Here is a 16,601-nt window from a genome sequence, read left to right on the forward strand (position 1 = left end):
CTCCCCGGTACTCCTGTGATGAACTCAAATACTGGCTTGGCCGAGTTTGAAAGATTCCTCGGCGAGATGCTCCAGGTCTATTCCGCTGTTCTCATCGCTGATCCCACGGCGGATCCAGGCGTCGCTCGTGGCGACACCTTATCCCTCGATTTTGGAGAAGTCCGCTATGCGATTCAAGGTCGCGGGAATCTGGCTCAGCAGACGCAGACGGTTTACACGTAGGGGTGGCTGATCCGCGTTGACCGTCACCCTATCGAAGAACGCGTCCACCGGCGGGCGGAGTGCGGCCAATGCGCCCATGCATCCCCCGAAATCCTCCGACGCCAGCAGCGGCACCGCCGCCCGTTCCGCGTCGGCGAGCGCCTGGAACAAGGCCTTCTCCTCCGGCAGTTCGAGCAGACCCGCTTCCGGCGCCTCGCCGTGGGTCCGGCCGTCCTTCTTCTCCTCGATCCGGACGATGTTGGTGGCGCGGCGATAGGCGGTCAGCAGGTTGGCGCCGTCGTCGGTGCCCAGGAAACCCTGGAGCGCCTGGACGCGCGACAGCAGGCGGACCAGATCGTCCTCGCCGCCCAGCGCGAACACGGCGTCCACCAGATCGTGGCGCACACCCCGGTCGCGCAGCACGACCTTCAGCCGGTCGGCGAAGAACTCCAGCAGCTGCGGCCCGGTCTGGGTCGCGGGCACCAGCTTTTCAGCCCTGTACAGCCCATGGGCCAGCTCGAACACCCGGCCCAGCTCCAGCCGCAGCCCGTTGTCCACGATCAGCCGGATCAGGCCAAGGGCGGCGCGGCGCAACGCGTAGGGGTCCTTGGAGCCGGTCGGCCGCTCGTCGATGGCGAAGAATCCCACCAGCGTGTCCAGCTTGTCGGCCAAGGCCACCGCGACGCTGACGGGAGCCGTCGGACAGCGGTCGTTGGGGCCGAGCGGCTTGTAATGCTCCGCGATGGCGTCGGCGACCGGGGCGGGCAGACCCTCGCCCAGCGCGTAGTAGCGGCCCATCACGCCTTGAAGCTCGGGAAACTCGCCGACCATGCCGGAAACGAGATCGGCCTTGGCGAGGCGGGCGGCGAGGCGCGCCTGATCCGGGTCGGCGCCGGGTACGAAGGCGGCCAGTTCGGCGGCCAAAGTCTCCAGCCGGTTGACCTTTTCCGCCACGGTGCCCAATCGGGCGTGGAAGATCACCGACTCGAGGGCCGGCACCCGCTCCTCCAGCTTGACCTTACGGTCTTGCTCCCAGAAGAACTTGGCGTCCGACAGCCGGGCGCGCAGCACGCGCTCGTTGCCGGCGATCACGGCGGCGCCGCCGTCCGACGTCGCCATGTTGGCGACCACGACGAAGCGCGGCGCCAGGGCGCCGGTGGCGTCGGTCGTGGCGAAGTATTTCTGATGGGTCCGCATCGAGGTGGTCAGCACCTCGGGCGGGACGTCCATGAACTGCTGGTCGATGGCGCCGCTCAGCACGACCGGCCATTCGACCAAGCCCGTGACCTCGTCCAACAGTCCATCGTCCGGCGCCACCACGAGGCCATGGCCTCCGGCGACCTCGGAGGCGTCGGTCTCGATCTTGGCCCGGCGCTCGTCACGCGACAGCATCACGTGGGCGGCGCGCAGGCCGTCGCGGTACTGGTCGAAGCTGGTGGCCTGGACGATGGCGTCGGGCGACAGGAAGCGGTGCCCCCTGGTGGTGTCGACGAATGTCAGCACGCCCAAGCCGCCACCCAGATCGAACGAGCCTTCGACCGGCTTGCCGTCGAACACCGCCAGGATGTGGTGGAGCGGGCGGACCCAGCGGAAGTCGCTGGTCGCCCAGCGCATGCTCTTGGGCCACGGCAGCTCGCGGATCGTCTCGACGATGATGCCGGGCAGGACCTCGGCGGTGGCGCGGCCGGGCTTCTCGACCACGGCGAACCAGAACGCGCCCTTGCCGGTGTCGCGCTGCTCGCATTGCTCCAGGCTAGAGAGGCCGGCGCCGCGCAGGAACCCGGCGACCGCCTGCTCGGGCGAGCCGACGCGCGGACCCTTCCGCTCCTCCCGGACATCGGCGGTGCGTTCGGCCAAACCGTCGATCACCAGCGCCAGCCGGCGTGGCGTGGAATGCGCCGCGGCGACGCCGGCCTCCAAGCCGGCCGCCGCCAGCTTGGTGGTGACGAGACGCTGGAGATCCTCGGCCGCGCGGGCTTGCATGCGGGCCGGAATATCCTCGGAGAACAGTTCGATCAGAAGCTGGGGCATGGTTTCCGGCGGTCTATCAGGTGGTCGGGCCGGCGATGGACGGTGCCGACGCGGGCAAGCCCGCCAGCCAAGCCTCGCAGCACCCCTTGGCGAGCGCCCGGACCCGGCCGATATAGGCGGCCCGCTCGACCACGCTGATCACGCCGCGCGCGTCCAGCAGGTTGAACAGGTGGCTGGCCTTGATGCATTGGTCATAAGCCGGCAACGCCAGCTTGGCGTCCAGCAGCACCTGGCACTCGGCCTCGGCGTCCTTGAAGTGCTGGAGCAGCCGGTCGGTGTTGGCGTATTCGAAGTTGAAGGTGGAGAACTCGATCTCCGACCGCTTGAAGACGTCGCCATAGCGGACGCCGGCGCCGTTGAAATCCAGGTCGTAGACGTTCTCGACGCCCTGGACGTACATGGCGAGCCGTTCCAGCCCATAGGTCAGCTCGACCGCGACGGGATCGCACTCGATGCCGCCGACCTGCTGGAAATAGGTGAACTGGGTAACCTCCATGCCGTCGCACCAGACCTCCCAGCCAAGGCCCCAGGCGCCCAGCGTCGGGCTCTCCCAGTCGTCCTCGACGAAGCGGATGTCGTGCAGCTTGGGATCGATGCCCAAGGCGTACAGGCTCTTCAGGTACAGGTCCTGCGCGTCGGCCGGCGACGGCTTCAGGATCACCTGGAACTGGTAATAGTGCTGCAAGCGGTTGGGGTTTTCGCCGTACCGGCCATCCTTGGGGCGGCGCGACGGCTGGACATAGGCCGCGCGCCAAGACTGGGGGCCCAGCGCCCGCAGGGTCGTCGCCGGATGAAACGTGCCGGCGCCGACCTCCATGTCATAGGGCTGGAGGATGACGCAGCCTTGTTCGGCCCAGAAATTCTGGAGCTTCAGGATCAATGCCTGGAAGCTGAGGCCCTGAACGCTGGAGGGCCGGATCGCCGCGCTTGCAGGCGCCATGTTCGCTCACACTTTATCGTTTTGTTGCGGTGCGCGGACGATACGCGGGCGGTCTGGCGGAATCAAGTGCGGGAGGTTGGCGGGCGCTTATCCGGCTCACCGGTACGGGCAGTCTGGCCGGCCGCAGGCACTGGCTTTCGTGGCGGAGACGTAGACCGCGCAGGCGGCGCAGCGGATCATCTCCTCCGCGTTGTGGGGGCGGGGGCGCGGCAGGCCCGCTTCGCGGCGGGCGGCCATTTCCCGCTTCGCCGCCGCGATGGCGTTGGCGCGGGTCACGAACTTGAACCCGAACCACACGATGACGATCAGCAGGACGAGGGTGAGGAACTTCGTGAACATGCGCCTTCATTACGGCGCGGTGACCGGGCGGGTCAAGGACCGCCCCATGACGAGGGACGGCTTACGATCGATTGGTGCTGCCCGCCCCGGCGTTTCGGCCGGGGCGGGTTGGTCGTCAGGCGGCGCGGATGCCGGCCAGGAACCGCTCGACCTCGGCGCGGAGCATTTCGGCTTGCTGCGACAACTCGCCCGCCGCACCCAGCACCTGGGTGGCCGCCGAGCCGGTCTGGGCCGACGCCTCCATCACTTGGCCGACGTTGAGGGAGACCTCCTGGGTGCCGGCGGCGGCTTGGGCGACGTTGCGGGAGATCTCGGCCGTGGCGGCGTTCTGCTCCTCCACCGCGGCGGCGATCGTCGTGGTGATCTCGTTCATCTGCCGGATGGTGCCGCCGATGCCCTGGATCGCGGTGACGGCGCCGTTGGTCTCGGCCTGGATCGCGGCGATCTGGGCGGTGATGTCCTGCGTCGCCTTGGCGGTCTGGTTGGCGAGGTTCTTGACCTCGCTCGCCACCACCGCGAAGCCCTTGCCATGCTCGCCGGCGCGTGCCGCCTCGATCGTGGCGTTGAGCGCCAGCAGGTTGGTCTGGCCGGCGATGGTCGAGATCAGTTCGACCACGTCGTTGATCTTCTGCGCCGCTTCGGCCAAACCCCGCACCGTGCCGTCGGTCCGCTCGGCCTGGGTGACCGCGTCGTTGGCGATGCCGGTGGAGCGGGTGACCTGACGCGAGATCTCCATCAGGGATCCGGTCATCTCCTCCGCCGCCGAGGCGACGGTCTGGACATTGGCGGAGGTCTGTTCGGCGGCGCCGGCCGACGCCGTCGCCTGCCGGCTGGTTTCCTCGGCGGTCGCCGCCATGCTCTGGGCGGTGCTGTCCAGTTCGGTCGCGGCGGACGAGACGGTGCGCAGGATGGACGCCATCTGGCCGTCGAAATCGCCGATCAGCCGCTCGACGGCCCTGGTCCGCTTCTCCTTCGCCTCGGCTTCGGCCGCCTGCACGCCTTCCAGCCTGATCCGCTCGATGGCGTTTTCCTTGAAGACCTGGACGGCGGCCGCCATGGCGCCGATCTCGTCACCCCGGCCGCGGGCGGGGATCTCCACCTGGGTATCGCCCTGGGCCAAGGTCTGCATCGCCTTGGTCATGGCTTGGACGGCACCGGCGATTGTCCGCGTCAGGCCGACGGCACAGAGCGCTCCGATCAGCAGGGCCACTGCCAGACCAATCCAGGCGAACAAGCGGGCGCTGCCAAAGTCGTCCGCCACCAACTGCCGGAGCTTGGACTGATCGGCCTGCTGCGATTTCATCACATCGGCTATCTGCCCCACCAACACGCTCCGGACCCGGACGGCCTCCGAGGCCGTCTCGGTCCGCCGCGCGGTGGCATCCGTGAACTTGGCGGCCAAACCGCGATACTTGGAGACTTCCGCGGTGAGCGACGTCAAACGCTGGCCAAGCGCGGCGTCTTGGGCATAGGTCATCGCGTCCTTCAACAATGCTCCGGTTTTCGTCAGCTCATCTTCGATCCGCTTCTTGTTATCCGGGCTGTTTGTTTGAAGAAATTGATAAACATTCAAACGAGCGAGCAGGAAAGATTCGACGATATTGCCGATGTCGCTGGACAGCTCCATTTTGCCATCCTTGGCGGCAAGCTCGCTCATCGCGGAAAGCTCTCTTCGGGCGCTGGCGCCCAGGGGGGCCATTTCCTCGTTGAGGATGCTCGTCTGCGTGTCGACCAGACCAATGGTCTTGACAAGCAGGCTCTCATAGTTTTGCCAAGTGGCGTCCATTTCCGCCAGGATACGCACCCGTTCCGGGTTCCTCACCCTATCCCGGGCACCCTTCAAGGCTTCCTGGAATGCCTGGACGCCCGTATTGAATTTCTCCTTGTTTTGCGGAGTTGGCGATAGCTGGTAATCGCGTGCGCCGACGGCGACGGTCAGCAATGCGCTCTCCACGTCGGCGACGAGCAGGCTGTTCGTCGCGATCAGGGAGAAGTCGCCGAAATTCGCCTCGGAATCGCTCATGGAGCGCTGGTCGTTCACGACGAGGATCAAGGAAATCAAAAGCATGACGATGAAACCTAGACCAAGTTTCACGCCGAGCTTCGCGTTTTGAAAACTTCTCAGTGGACTCATGATGCTGGAGTTCCTTGTCTTCGCTTTTGCGGCCGCCTCACGCAAAGCCGAACAACCGGGCAGCGTGCCGCTGCCCAGCTGGTGTTCGGCTTCCAATGGGCTAACAAGGATGCACAAAGCGCGCCACGGATGAGTTAATCCATATCGCATATATCTTGAATATTTTTATGGACTCACGGAGCGAAAAGCTTCGTTGATCTGGTCCAAGACTGCCAGAATGTCTTATGTCTTTAGTTTATTGCGAGGCGTTTCAGTTCAATTCGATTTCGCATTTTGCCAAACCCTTCGCAAATCGCTTTCTCGATTTGCGAAGGGTTGTGCTTGAGAGTCAGCCGAAGGCGAAAGGAGCGTGAAGGGAGCGAGATCCCACACAGGTTCCATTCTCGCTTTGGCGAAACTGACTGGCGAAATACTAGCATGGCCGTAGCCGTGGGTCGGGTAGAGCGCAGCGGCACCCGACAAGCAGGCGAGTTGGTGTCGGGTGCCGCTGCGCTCTACCCGACCTACGGTTGAGTGACTGGCTAATTAGTCTCATTCCCGGAGGATCGGCGCCCCGCGTCGGTGGCAACTTTGGCGATACTGGATCACGTGCCGATTAGGCCAAGCTGCGGGCTGGAAGCCTCGGCATGGGTTCGCTTCGGGATGCGACCGGCCAGACAGGCGTGGCGGCCGGCCTCCACCGCGGCGCGCATGGCCGACGCCATGCGGCGCGGGTCGCGCGCCTTGGCGACCGCCGTGTTCAGCAGCACGCCGTCGCAGCCCAGTTCCAGCGCCAGCGTCGCGTCCGACGCGGTCCCGATGCCAGCGTCCAGGATGACCGGAACAGTGCTGCGGGCGCAGATCAGCTCGATCGCGTGGGGGTTGGCGATGCCCATGCCGGAGCCGATCGGCGAGCCCAGCGGCATCACGGCGGCGGCCCCGGCATCGGCCAGCTTGCGGCAGGAGACGGGGTCGTCGTTGCAATAGGGCAGCACGGTGAAGCCGTCCGCGACCAACTCCTCGGTCGCTTTCAACAGCTCGGTCACATCCGGATGCAGCGTCTCGCGGTCGCCGATCACCTCCAGCTTGATCCAGTTGGTGCGCAGCGCCTCGCGGGCGAGCCTCGCGGTCAGCACCGCCTCGCGCGCGGTCGAGCAGCCTGCCGTGTTGGGCAGCAGCACGTAGTCGGATCCCAGTAGGTCGACCATGCTCTCGGCGTAGCCTTCGAGGCTGATCCGGCGGATCGATACGGTCACGACCTGGGCTCCGCTCGCCACGATGCTGTCGAGCATGATTTGGCGGTTCGGGTAGCCGGCGGTTCCGATGAACAGGCGCGAGGTCAGGCCGCGGCCCGCGATCTCGAAGGAATCGGACATTGGTTCGCTTTCAGTGGAGTGCGTTCGGGGGATCGCGTTCGGGCGGTGAAACGGATTCAGCCGCCGGAGAAGGGGCGGACGATCTCCAACTCGTCCCCGGCGGTAAGGATGGTGTCCGTCCATTTCGCCGCCGGAACCACCTCACCGTTCAAGGCCACGGCGACGCCCCGCGCGGTGGCCGCGACGCCCTTGTCGCGCAGCAGGGCGTCCAAGGTCGCCGCCGCCAGAGGCTCGGTCTTTCCGTTCACGTGGATATGCCGGGTCATGTCTGTTCCCTCCTGGGGTCGGCCCTGGGATCGGCCATGGAGTCGGGGCGGCTTGGCGCCGCTTTCGCCGCGAACCGGTCGATGCCGAACGGGCGGATGACATCGGCGATCCGCCCGGTCAGGATGAGGTCCGAGACCGCGTTGGCGGTGATGGGTGTCAGCAGGATGCCGTTGCGGTGGTGGCCGGTCGCCAGCACCAGCCCGTCCAGGGCCGACGGCCCGAGGATCGGTGCGTCATCGCGCGATCCGGGGCGGAACCCCACCCAAAGTTCGTCGATCGGCAGTTCCTCGATGCCGGGCAACGCCCGCCAAGCCCCTTCGATCAGCGACATGACGCCGCCAGCCGTCAAGGTGGTGTCGAAGCCGCGCTCCTCGACCGTGGCCCCTATCACCAGACGGCCGTCCAGGCGGGGCACCAGATAGACGCCAGGGGTCCAGACGACATGGCGGAGTAACGGTTCGTGGGGGTCCATCCGCAGGGCCGCCATCTGGCCCTTGACCGGACGGACTGGTGGACGGGCTCCGTCGGGCAGGCCGGGGATGGCTCGCGACCACGCTCCCGCCGCCAGCACCGTGACATCGGCGCGATGCGGCTCGCCGCCTTCGGGCAAGACACCGGTGGCCCGTCCACCCTCGGTCAGGATTTCGGCGATGGGAGTGTTCTCGTGGAGAATGCCGCCGGCGCGCCCGAAAGCCGCCTTCAGCGCCGCCGCGACCTTGCGATTGTCGACCTGATGGTCGCCGGGGCTGTGGATGGCGGCGACGGTGCCGGTGTGGAGATAGGGCTCCCGCCGCTTGACCTCCGCCCCGCTCAACCACGCGTGATCCAGGCCAAGGCTCTTCTGGAGGTCGAAGTTGAAGCGCAGCCGCGCCACGTCGTCGGCGTTGAGCGCCACCACGAGAGTGCCTTCGGTTCGCAGCTCGACGTCGATGCCGGAAGCGGCCCGCAGCTCCGCCGCGAATCCGGGCCATAGCTCCTGGCTATGGCGGTTGAGCGGAAGCTGCCCCTCCTCGCCGGGCTCCACCTCCACCCCGGCGGCTAGCATGCCGGCGGCGGCGTGGCTGGCCCCGGTGCCGGCCTCACCCTTGTCGAAGACATCGACGCGGCAACCGGCGGCGGCGAGCCGCCAGCCGATGCCAAGCCCGATCACCCCGGCGCCGACGATGGCGACCGACGGTTTGACGGCGTTGGCGTTATCGGAGGATTCGAAATAGGATATCGTCGTCGTCACGAGGCTCCCTTCGTCGGCATGACCCGAACAGGTTCGATGGGTATGATCTCAGCCGGTCCATCGAGGGACCGGCACCCCAGCCATTCAAATTCAAGAACGCGCCATATGTTAGGGCGGGGTGCCCCGATGCGCAACCCCTGGACGGATCAGAGGCCGAAGCGCGACCAGATCGCCCGTTCCTCGATCGCGTTTATCATGGCACCCGCGAAGTCGTCGGCCAGATTGGTCGGAAGCATCGCCGGCACCATCGAAGAAAAGGCGCCACCCTCCGTCTTGATCCGGCCGCGCCACCAGCGCCGGTCGGCGTGGACCAGTCTCAGATCGACCTTCTCGCCGAAGCGGCCGCGCATCACCGACCGCAAGTCGCCCAAGCCGTCTATCAAACCCAGGTCGAGCGCCTTGGCGCCGGTCCAGAACTCTCCCGTGAACAGGTCCTCGTCGCCACCCTTCAAGCGGTCGCCGCGCCGGCTCCGGACCATGGTCTTGAAGGCGTCGTGGATCTCGGTCTGGATCGCCTTCAACCGGACGACGTCCTCGTCCCGCTCGGGCTTGAACGGATCCAGCATCGCCTTGTTGGTGCCGGAGGTATGGACGCGGCGCTCGATTCCGTGGCGGGCGATCAGGTCCTGGAAGCCAAACCCGGCCGACACGACGCCGATCGAGCCGATGATCGAACTGGGGTCCGCGTAGATCTCGTCCGCCGCGCAGGCCAGCCAGTAGCCTCCGGATGCCGCGACATCCTCGGCGAAGGCGAAGACCGGCACCTTCTTCTCGTCCGCCAGCTGCCGGATGCGCCCGGCGACCAGCGCCGACTGCACCGGCGACCCGCCGGGCGAGTTGATCTGGAGCGCCACGGCCTGCTGGCCCGGAACGGCGAAGGCCTTCTGGATCGCGGGAGCCAGGGCCGACAGGGTGATGCCTTGCCGCAGGGCTCCCCCGGCGCCGATGACGCCGGAGAGCCGCAGGACGGAGACGATGGGGGCGGGTTTGCGACCGAGGGCGGTCATGAGGCGGCGGATCAGCATGGATCCCAAGATGGTGTCGGGCCCCTCGCTTTTCAAAGATATCCCGTGTTTCAAAGATATCCCATGTATCAGGGAGCCAGGGCCGCGCCGTCGCGCAGGATGGCTTCCGCGGTGGATGTGAAGCGGCCGTCCGCCTGGTGCAGGACCAGGCCCGGCGACAGCACCGCCGGGCCGCGCGCCCCTTTCCGGGCGGTGACGACGACGCGCTTGGCCGGCTGGCCGGCCCGGGGCCACAGCGGGATCAGCGTGATCGCGCCGAACCGTCCGTGGAGCAGCGCCATCAACTCGTCCAGCCGGTCGGCGCGGTGGATGATCGTCAGGGTGCCTCGCGGCTTGACCCGGCGGGCGCAAAAGTCCACCCAGGCGGACAGGTCGGCGGCACCCTCGCCATGGGCCATCGCCCGGCTGGCGCCGGGTGCCGGGGTGTGGGTGCCGGCCTTCTGGAACGGGGGGTTGGTCATGACGCGGTCGAAGGCGGTGCCAGCCAGTTCCGGGGGTGGCGACAAAAGGTCACCGGTCATGATGCGGACACGGTCCTCGAACCGATTGCCGCGGATGTTCCGGTCGCCCAGCGCAGCGAGGTCTGGCTGAAGCTCCAGCCCGGTCACGTCGGCGCCTGGCACGCGGAAGGCGAGACACAAGGTCGCGGCCCCGACCCCGGCGCCGACATCGAGCACCCGCTCCCCCGCCATGGCGGGCGTGGCGGCCGCCAGCAGCACGGGGTCGATCGCGGCCCGGTATCCGTCACGCGGCTGAAGCAGGCTGATCCCGCCGCCTAGCAGCCGGTCGGCGGTGCATTCCACGCCTTGGTCCACGGTCCGCGCGGGCTCGTCAGTCGGCGGGGAGATGTCCGGCCTCCACCAGGATCTGGCGCGCCTCGGCGAAATCCTCCTCCACCACCATCAGGCGGCGCGGAATGGCGCCGATGCTGCCTTCCAGGATGCTGGTGTAGGTGTCGAGCACGATCGTGTCGATGCCGGCGTCGGCCAGCAGCGATGTCAGCCACGACAGCAGGACGGGGTCCACCGTCCGCAGCAGCTCCCTCATCGTCGTTCCTTCCTGGCCATTCCCTGGACCACCCCCTCCCAATGATCCGCCGATGGGTCCGGAGGACGTGCGTGGCTTGCGAATAACATGATGGCGTCCGATGTGGAACGTGTCACGGAGGGTCATGACCACCCCGTCATAGGGTTTCCAGGGCGCGTCCGTGGGGTGGGCATGGCCTCCTGATCCGATCCGACCGCGACACCGGGCTTGACCAATGAAGTCCTGCCCTTATGCTCGCTAGCGATTCGTGCCCTGCCACGCCATGCTGGAGACCAAATTGGCGGTCGTCACCAACCTCAGCCTGAAACGATCAAAACCCGACGTGAACGCACTCGATAAGCTGACGGACCTGGTCGCTGACGACCTCAAGGCCTGCAACGCCCTGATCATCGACCGCATGCAGTCCCCGGTCGAGCTGATCCCTCAACTCGCCGGATACATCATCGCCGCCGGGGGCAAGCGGCTGCGGCCGGTCCTGACGCTCGCGTCGTCCCGGCTGTGCGGCTATGACGGCAGCCGCCACCAAGCGCTGGCCGCCTGTGTCGAGTTCATCCACACCGCGACGCTGCTCCACGACGACGTGGTGGACGAGAGCGACCTTCGCCGCGGTCTCGCCTCGGCGAACGCCGTCTTCGGCAACAAGGCCAGCGTCCTGGTCGGCGACTTCCTGTTCAGCCGGTCCTTCCAGCTGATGGTCGAGGACGGTTCGCTGGAGGTGCTGCGCATCCTCTCCCACGCTTCCGCCGTGATCGCGGAGGGGGAGGTGCTGCAGCTGACCACGTCGAACGACACCGGCACCAGCGAGCAGGCCTATCTGGACGTCATCCGCGCCAAGACGGCGGAGTTGTTCGCCGCCGCCTGCCAGATCGGCGCGGTGGTCTCCAACCGTCCGGCGGTCGAGGCCGACGCCCTGTTCGCCTATGGACTGAACCTCGGCATCGCCTTCCAGTTGGTCGACGACGTGCTGGACTATTCGGCGCTTCAGGCGCAACTGGGTAAGACGGTTGGCGACGACTTCCGCGAGGGCAAGATCACCCTGCCGGTGATCCTGACCTACCGGCGGGGCAGCGACGAGGATCGGGCGTTCTGGCGCCGGACGGTCGAGGAGATGGAACAGACCGACGGCGACCTCGACAAGGCCATCGCGATGATGAACCAGCACGGCGCGCTGCGCGACACGGTCGAGCGGGCCCGCCACTACGGCGCCATCGCCCGCGACTCCCTGGGCCTGTTCCCCGATGGTCCGGAGAAGCGCGCGATGCTTGATGTGATCGACTTCGTGATCGACCGGGAGTTCTGAGCCGCCACGCGCCAAAAAGTCCGCGCGGCGCGGAATTCGCCGCTTGCGCGGGACCGGCCTTGCCGGTATATACCCGCCACGCCGCACCACGGCGGTCCGGTGACGGACCCACGGGGGCGGCGGCCAGGGTAACGGAGTGTAGCTCAGCCTGGTAGAGCACTGTCTTCGGGAGGCAGGGGCCGGAGGTTCGAATCCTCTCACTCCGACCATGACGCAAAAAGGGGCCTCGGCATCGCCGAGGCCCCTTTTTGCGTTTGGACCGTTTTTGATCTTGGGTTCGCTCCGCGCGCGGAGCGTGGTCAGTTTCCGGCGCGCGCCGCTCCGGCGGGGGCGGGCTGGCTGGCCGCTCCGACGCGGATTGGCAGGATGCAGCGGATGCAGGTGCCCTCGTTCATGCGGCTCTCGATCTCGACCCGGCCACCGTGCAGCTCGATGAAGCTCTTGACCAGCGACAGGCCAAGGCCGGCGCCGGTCTGGCGGGCCTGGGGGTTGGCGCGTTCGAAGCGACCGAACACCCGCTCCTGGTCGGCCGCCGGGATGCCGATGCCGGTGTCGCTGACCGCCAGCACGAAGGAGCCGCCGACCCGCTCGGCCGAGACCAGGATGCGGCCACCGGGCGGGGTGAACTTGATGGCGTTGCTGATCAGGTTGAACACCGCCTGCTTCAGGCGCTTCTCGTCGGCGTCGATCGTGCCGATATCGTCGGCGTGATCGACCTCCAGCTTCAGGTTCTGCTTCCGCGCCCAGTCCCGCGTCAGGTTGAGCACGCTGCCGAGCATGGCGGGAATGTCCACGGGGGCCCGCTCCAGCACCATGTAGCCGGCCTCGACCGTGGCCAAGTCCAGGATGTCGTTGATCAGCAGCAGCAGGCGCTGACCGCTGTCCAACACGGCGCGGCTGTATTCCAGCTGGCGCTCGTTCAACTCGCCGAAATACTGGTTCGCCAGGATCTCGGCGAAGCCCATGATCGCGTTCAACGGCGTGCGGAGCTGGTACGAGACATTGGCGATGAACTCCGACTTCAGCCGGTCGGCCGCCTCCAGCGCCGCGTTGCGCTCGCGCAGCGCCTGCTCGACCCGCACGCTGTCGGTCACGTCCAGGAAGCTGGTCAGCACGGCGCCGTCGGGCAGGGGCACGCTGGAGAACTCGACCACCGAGCCATCCGCGCGCTCGATCCGGCCGTTCCGCGCGGTCCGTTCCAGGGTGCTGGCGATGCTCTCGTTCTTGAAGCCGTCCCAGTCGTTGCCGTAGTCGAAGAAGTCCTTCATCTTCTCGACCAGTTCGACCAGATGGGGCTCGCCGTTCAGATCCTCCTGCCGCAGCCGCCAGATCCGCGCGTAGGACGGGTTTGACAGCTTGAGCCTGCCATCGCCGCCGAACACCGCGATGCCCTCGGCGAGGTTGTCCAGGCTCTCCTGCTGGACCGCCATCAAGGTGTTGTAGGACGATTCCAGCGCCAGGGCGTTGGTGACGTCCTCCATGATGAACATCAGGCCGCCAAACGGGTGCGGCACGATCAGCATGCGGAGCGTCGTGCCGTCGGGCAGGTGCAGCAGGTCCTCCGCCGCTTCGATCAGCGAGGTGAACTTGGACAGCTGTTCGCGCTTGTAGCGCGGGAAGTCGGCGTGTTCCGGCAGACGGCGGCGGGCCCGCAAGTCCTCCATGACCTCGCCATAGGTCGGTTCCGTCTCCAGCCAGCCCTCGTCCAGTCCCCACAACGAGACATAGGCCTGATTGTAGAACAGCATGCGGGTGTCGGCGCCGTAGATCGCGATCGGCGATCCAAGCTGCTCCAGCACCTCGCCATGGGCAGCGATATGGCGGTTCAGCTCACGCTGCAGGTCTTCCTGGGCGGTGACGTCGAGGGCGAATCCAACCAGGGATCCCGCCCTATCTCCAGTTGGGTCTCCGGCTGGCGAACCTCCGGGGGAGGTCGCGATCGGCGCCTCGGTGATCGCGATCAGGCGGCGGGCGCCGTCGATGACCAGGTGCCGCGTCTCGGATTGGACCTCGCCGCTGTTCCGCGCCTGTTCGGCCAGCGAGGTCCGGGGCTCCTCCGGCAAGTCTGGGACCAGTTCCCGCTGACGCTCCACGACCTCGTCGCGGCCAAGGTCGAGCGCCGCCGCGTAGGCGCTGTTGCACCAGGAGATCGACAGGTCGCGCCGGCGCAGCCAGACCGGAAAGGGCATCCTGTCCAGCGCGGACTGGATCTCGGCCAGCGTCTCGAGCGCGGCCGAACGGGCTTGGGTATGGCGGGTGATCTCGCCGGTGACGTGGCCGATGTCGCGCGCCCACAGCACGTCGAAGCTCAAATTGTCAGCGCCAGCGCCGCGCGACCCGCTCAACTCGAGCACCCGGCCGCCATCGGCGGTTGAGACGACGATCTGGAACGGCTTGCCGGTCCGGCGCAGATGGCCGAAGGCGCCATTCAGCGCCGCCGCGTCGCTGGGGGCCAGCGCCGTTTCGATATCCTCCAGCCGGTCGCACCGGTCGACGCCGAGCATGGCCGCGAAACCGGGGGAAACCGCGTGCGCGCCATCCTGGCTCCAGCCGCACCACGCGTCGGGCGACGCGGACAGGAAGGCCTCCAACCGGGCGGCATCCGTTCTGGCGGCCATGGCCCGCCGCGACTCGCCCCGCAACCGCCAGGTTTGCCAAGCGAATCCCGCCAAGCCAACGGCGGCCGTGGCGCCCAGCAGGATGGAGCCGAGCGCGATCGATGCCCCGCCCGATCCGGTTTGCACCGGCGGGACTTGGGCGTACGCCGATGTCGCCATCAGTGCCGCGCCGGCCGCAGCCAGAAAGATCGTGTGTTTGGTAGCCAGCGTGCTCACGGGGAGGGTGTTAGTTAACCTAGTTTAACTCATCCGATTAAGGACGTTACATAAATGATGGGCGCTCGTCCATCACTACGCCCCTGGCGGGCGGTCATTTCCTGGCCCGTCCTATTTTTTCGCCGGTTGGCCAAGAGGTTAACCTTTGGATGAAATCATCGTCCAAGCGGACGGGGACGGCGGACGGGAAACGCCCATCCGCCGGTTCCAGCCACTCCGCCTACTGGTTCGGCGAGCGGGTGATGGTCTTTATCGGGCCACGTGGATTGCCCGACATCTCCGCGATCTTGCGGTCCTGCGCCTCGATGATCGCGCGGGCCGGTTCGTCGCCGTCCAGCCCACCGATATCCGAGCTGGGGACCTTGCGGTTCGACGTCCGCGCGCCGTCCTGGTACAGGACGTCGAATAGGACATACGCGTTGTCCGTCGGTTGCTTCTTACGGGCCATTGCCCCTCTCCCAATTGCGATACAGGGTCAGCGGCGTTCTCTAGGGCATCGGCTCCACTCGCCGACACCGTCTCCATCGGCTTATGACGTTTGGCCCGACGCGGCTCCACCCGGCTGTGACTGCCCGGTTTCCCCCTCCGTCGTGGCGTCGGCGTCCTCGCCGCCATCGCTCTCGGCGTCTCCGTCCTCGGGGTTGCCCGCCTTGCGCTGCGCGGCGGCCTCCTCCTTCAGGCGAAGTTTTTCCTGTTTCTTCTGATCCTTGGCGCGGTTGCGGTCAGCGCGCTGCTGGTTGTAATTAGGCTTGAATGCCATGGAACCTCCTCGGGACTCAGGCATTGTAGCACGCCGCCCTGACGCCACCGCAACCCCCGCCGCGCGTTAATCTCCCATCATCGCGGGGTGCGGACCGGTGATCTCCTGGGCTAGAGTGCCGCCGTCACCGAAGGGTTCGCGGAATTTTGATGGACGGATGCCAGCCATGACCTCAGCCGGGAGCCGCGACGGGTTCACCGATATTCGGCCGGACGGATGGATCGACCGCCTCGCCCCGGCGGCGGCGCGGCCCTATCTGAAGCTGGCCCGCCTCGATCGCCCGATCGGCACGTGGCTGCTGCTATTCCCGTGCTGGTGGAGCCAGGCGCTGGCGACGCAGGGCTGGCCGGACCCCTGGATGATGATCCTGTTCGCCGTCGGCGCCGTGACGATGCGGGGAGCCGGCTGCACCGTCAACGACATCCTGGACCGCGACATCGATGGCATGGTCGAGCGGACCCGGAGCCGCCCCATTCCCAGCGGACAGGTGACGGTACGCCAGGCCTTGGCGTTCCTGGTGCTTCAACTGCTGATCGGGCTGGCGGTGCTGGTCCAGTTCAACCTGTTCACCATCCTGCTGGGTGCGGCATCCCTGGTGCTGGTCTTCACCTATCCGACCATGAAGCGCATCACTTGGTGGCCACAGGCGTTCCTGGGGCTGACCTTCAACTGGGGCGCCCTGGTCGGCTGGGCGGCGGTGACGGGAGGGCTGGACCTGCCGGCGGTCCTGCTCTACGCCGCCGGCATCGTCTGGACGCTGGGATACGACACGATCTACGCCCACCAGGACAAGGAGGACGATGCCCGGATCGGCGTCAAGTCCACCGCCCTGCGCTTGGGCGACGCCTCCAAGATCTGGATCTATGGCTTCTACACCCTGACCTATGGCGGGTTGCTGGCGGCGGGGCTGGTGGCGGGTTTGGGTATTTGGTTCCAGATGGTCCTGCTGGCCGCCGTGCTGCAACTCGCGTGGCAGGTCGGCACGTGGCGGCCGGACGACCAAATGGACTGCTTGGTCAAGTTCAAGTCCAACCGCTGGTTCGGCTGGCTGGTGCTGGGCGCCATTGTCGCAGGCCGGGTGCTCTGATGGCTTGATCCGCCGAATCCCCTTGCGTGGGGGTAAGCCCTGTGGGCAAG

At 66.9% G+C, this 16,601-nt stretch carries 15 protein-coding genes, 1 tRNA gene and 1 riboswitch; of the genes, 3 read left to right on the forward strand and 13 right to left on the reverse strand.

Translation table 11 applies throughout. The features are described 5' to 3' along the window. Window positions 1-138 precede the first annotated feature (138 nt). The 10 genes from glyS to N825_RS07170 form a co-directional block, all read right to left on the reverse strand. Entirely contained in the window at window positions 139-2,232 is a 2,094-nt protein-coding gene (gene glyS / locus N825_RS07125) for a glycine--tRNA ligase subunit beta (RefSeq protein WP_037449002.1), read from the reverse strand. Between the two features lie 16 nt (window positions 2,233-2,248). Then, window positions 2,249-3,172 carry a glycine--tRNA ligase subunit alpha gene (locus tag N825_RS07130; protein ID WP_051511675.1) on the reverse strand — a complete coding sequence of 308 codons (924 nt, stop codon included), beginning with the start codon at window positions 3,170-3,172 and terminating at the stop codon, window positions 2,249-2,251. A gap of 96 nt (window positions 3,173-3,268) precedes the next feature. Then, entirely contained in the window at window positions 3,269-3,511 is a 243-nt protein-coding gene (locus tag N825_RS07135) for a hypothetical protein (protein WP_037449004.1), read from the reverse strand. Window positions 3,512-3,626: 115 nt separating this feature from the next. Then, window positions 3,627-5,579, reverse strand: a complete 1,953-nt coding sequence (locus tag N825_RS36270; protein ID WP_051511676.1) for a methyl-accepting chemotaxis protein — start codon at window positions 5,577-5,579, stop codon at window positions 3,627-3,629. A 650-nt stretch (window positions 5,580-6,229) separates the two neighbouring features. Continuing rightward, complete coding sequence (gene thiG, locus N825_RS07145) at window positions 6,230-7,000, reverse strand: thiazole synthase (protein ID WP_037449006.1); 771 nt, start codon at window positions 6,998-7,000, stop codon at window positions 6,230-6,232. Between the two features lie 56 nt (window positions 7,001-7,056). Continuing rightward, window positions 7,057-7,266, reverse strand: a complete 210-nt coding sequence (gene thiS / locus N825_RS07150; protein ID WP_037449008.1) for a sulfur carrier protein ThiS — start codon at window positions 7,264-7,266, stop codon at window positions 7,057-7,059. Next, window positions 7,263-8,498: a glycine oxidase ThiO gene (thiO, locus tag N825_RS07155; protein WP_063833678.1), complete on the reverse strand. Its 1,236-nt coding sequence runs from the start codon at window positions 8,496-8,498 to the stop codon at window positions 7,263-7,265. Before thiO ends, thiS begins: the two co-directional genes overlap by 4 nt. Beyond that, a riboswitch (TPP riboswitch) is annotated at window positions 8,487-8,587 on the reverse strand. (Overlaps the previous gene by 12 nt.) A 57-nt stretch (window positions 8,588-8,644) precedes the next feature. Next, window positions 8,645-9,505 (reverse strand): S49 family peptidase, encoded by an 861-nt coding sequence (locus N825_RS07160; protein WP_245613035.1) that lies wholly within the window; start codon window positions 9,503-9,505, stop codon window positions 8,645-8,647. An 86-nt stretch (window positions 9,506-9,591) separates the two neighbouring features. Continuing rightward, window positions 9,592-10,326, reverse strand: a complete 735-nt coding sequence (locus N825_RS07165; protein ID WP_245613036.1) for a tRNA1(Val) (adenine(37)-N6)-methyltransferase — start codon at window positions 10,324-10,326, stop codon at window positions 9,592-9,594. 28 nt (window positions 10,327-10,354) lie between these two features. Further along, window positions 10,355-10,570, reverse strand: coding sequence for a putative signal transducing protein (locus N825_RS07170; RefSeq protein ID WP_037449014.1), 216 nt, complete (start codon window positions 10,568-10,570; stop codon window positions 10,355-10,357). A 277-nt stretch (window positions 10,571-10,847) separates the two neighbouring features. On the opposite strand from N825_RS07170, the gene N825_RS07175 reads away from it, so the two are divergent. Both N825_RS07175 and N825_RS07180 read left to right on the forward strand, forming a co-directional pair. Further along, window positions 10,848-11,870 carry a polyprenyl synthetase family protein gene (locus N825_RS07175; RefSeq protein WP_037449480.1) on the forward strand — a complete coding sequence of 341 codons (1,023 nt, stop codon included), beginning with the start codon at window positions 10,848-10,850 and terminating at the stop codon, window positions 11,868-11,870. Window positions 11,871-12,002: 132 nt separating this feature from the next. Then, window positions 12,003-12,079 (forward strand) — tRNA-Pro (locus N825_RS07180). 90 nt (window positions 12,080-12,169) lie between these two features. Here the strand turns inward: N825_RS07180 and N825_RS07185 are convergent. From N825_RS07185 to N825_RS07195, 3 genes are all read right to left on the reverse strand, one after another. After that, window positions 12,170-14,647, reverse strand: a complete 2,478-nt coding sequence (locus N825_RS07185; RefSeq protein WP_245613037.1) for a PAS domain-containing sensor histidine kinase — start codon at window positions 14,645-14,647, stop codon at window positions 12,170-12,172. 277 nt (window positions 14,648-14,924) lie between these two features. After that, window positions 14,925-15,152, reverse strand: coding sequence for a hypothetical protein (locus N825_RS07190; protein WP_037449017.1), 228 nt, complete (start codon window positions 15,150-15,152; stop codon window positions 14,925-14,927). 81 nt (window positions 15,153-15,233) lie between these two features. After that, on the reverse strand, window positions 15,234-15,464 hold the full coding sequence (locus tag N825_RS07195; protein WP_037449019.1) for a hypothetical protein: 231 nt from the start codon (window positions 15,462-15,464) through the stop codon (window positions 15,234-15,236). A gap of 166 nt (window positions 15,465-15,630) precedes the next feature. Between N825_RS07195 and ubiA the strand changes: the two genes are divergently transcribed. Beyond that, window positions 15,631-16,551, forward strand: a complete 921-nt coding sequence (gene ubiA / locus N825_RS07200; protein ID WP_037449022.1) for a 4-hydroxybenzoate octaprenyltransferase — start codon at window positions 15,631-15,633, stop codon at window positions 16,549-16,551. The last annotated feature ends 50 nt before the right edge of the window (window positions 16,552-16,601 follow it).

Origin of the sequence: Skermanella stibiiresistens SB22, assembly GCF_000576635.1 — a bacterium.
GTDB classification, from domain to species: Bacteria; Pseudomonadota; Alphaproteobacteria; order Azospirillales; family Azospirillaceae; genus Skermanella; species Skermanella stibiiresistens.

Bases quoted from the DNA above. Each gene is read 5' to 3' on its own strand.
- N825_RS36270 (WP_051511676.1), bottom strand. From the start codon at position 5,579: ATGCTTTTGATTTCCTTGATCCTCGTCGTGAACGACCAGCGCTCCATG.
- glyS (WP_037449002.1), bottom strand. From the start codon at position 2,232: ATGCCCCAGCTTCTGATCGAACTGTTCTCCGAGGATATTCCGGCCCGC.
- N825_RS07170 (WP_037449014.1), bottom strand. From the start codon at position 10,570: ATGAGGGAGCTGCTGCGGACGGTGGACCCCGTCCTGCTGTCGTGGCTG.
- N825_RS07135 (WP_037449004.1), bottom strand. From the start codon at position 3,511: ATGTTCACGAAGTTCCTCACCCTCGTCCTGCTGATCGTCATCGTGTGG.
- N825_RS07190 (WP_037449017.1), bottom strand. From the start codon at position 15,152: ATGGCCCGTAAGAAGCAACCGACGGACAACGCGTATGTCCTATTCGAC.
- thiS (WP_037449008.1), bottom strand. From the start codon at position 7,266: ATGACCCGGCATATCCACGTGAACGGAAAGACCGAGCCTCTGGCGGCG.
- ubiA (WP_037449022.1), top strand. From the start codon at position 15,631: ATGACCTCAGCCGGGAGCCGCGACGGGTTCACCGATATTCGGCCGGAC.
- thiG (WP_037449006.1), bottom strand. From the start codon at position 7,000: ATGTCCGATTCCTTCGAGATCGCGGGCCGCGGCCTGACCTCGCGCCTG.
- N825_RS07160 (WP_245613035.1), bottom strand. From the start codon at position 9,505: ATGACCGCCCTCGGTCGCAAACCCGCCCCCATCGTCTCCGTCCTGCGG.
- N825_RS07130 (WP_051511675.1), bottom strand. From the start codon at position 3,172: ATGGCGCCTGCAAGCGCGGCGATCCGGCCCTCCAGCGTTCAGGGCCTC.
- N825_RS07185 (WP_245613037.1), bottom strand. From the start codon at position 14,647: ATGGCGACATCGGCGTACGCCCAAGTCCCGCCGGTGCAAACCGGATCG.
- N825_RS07195 (WP_037449019.1), bottom strand. From the start codon at position 15,464: ATGGCATTCAAGCCTAATTACAACCAGCAGCGCGCTGACCGCAACCGC.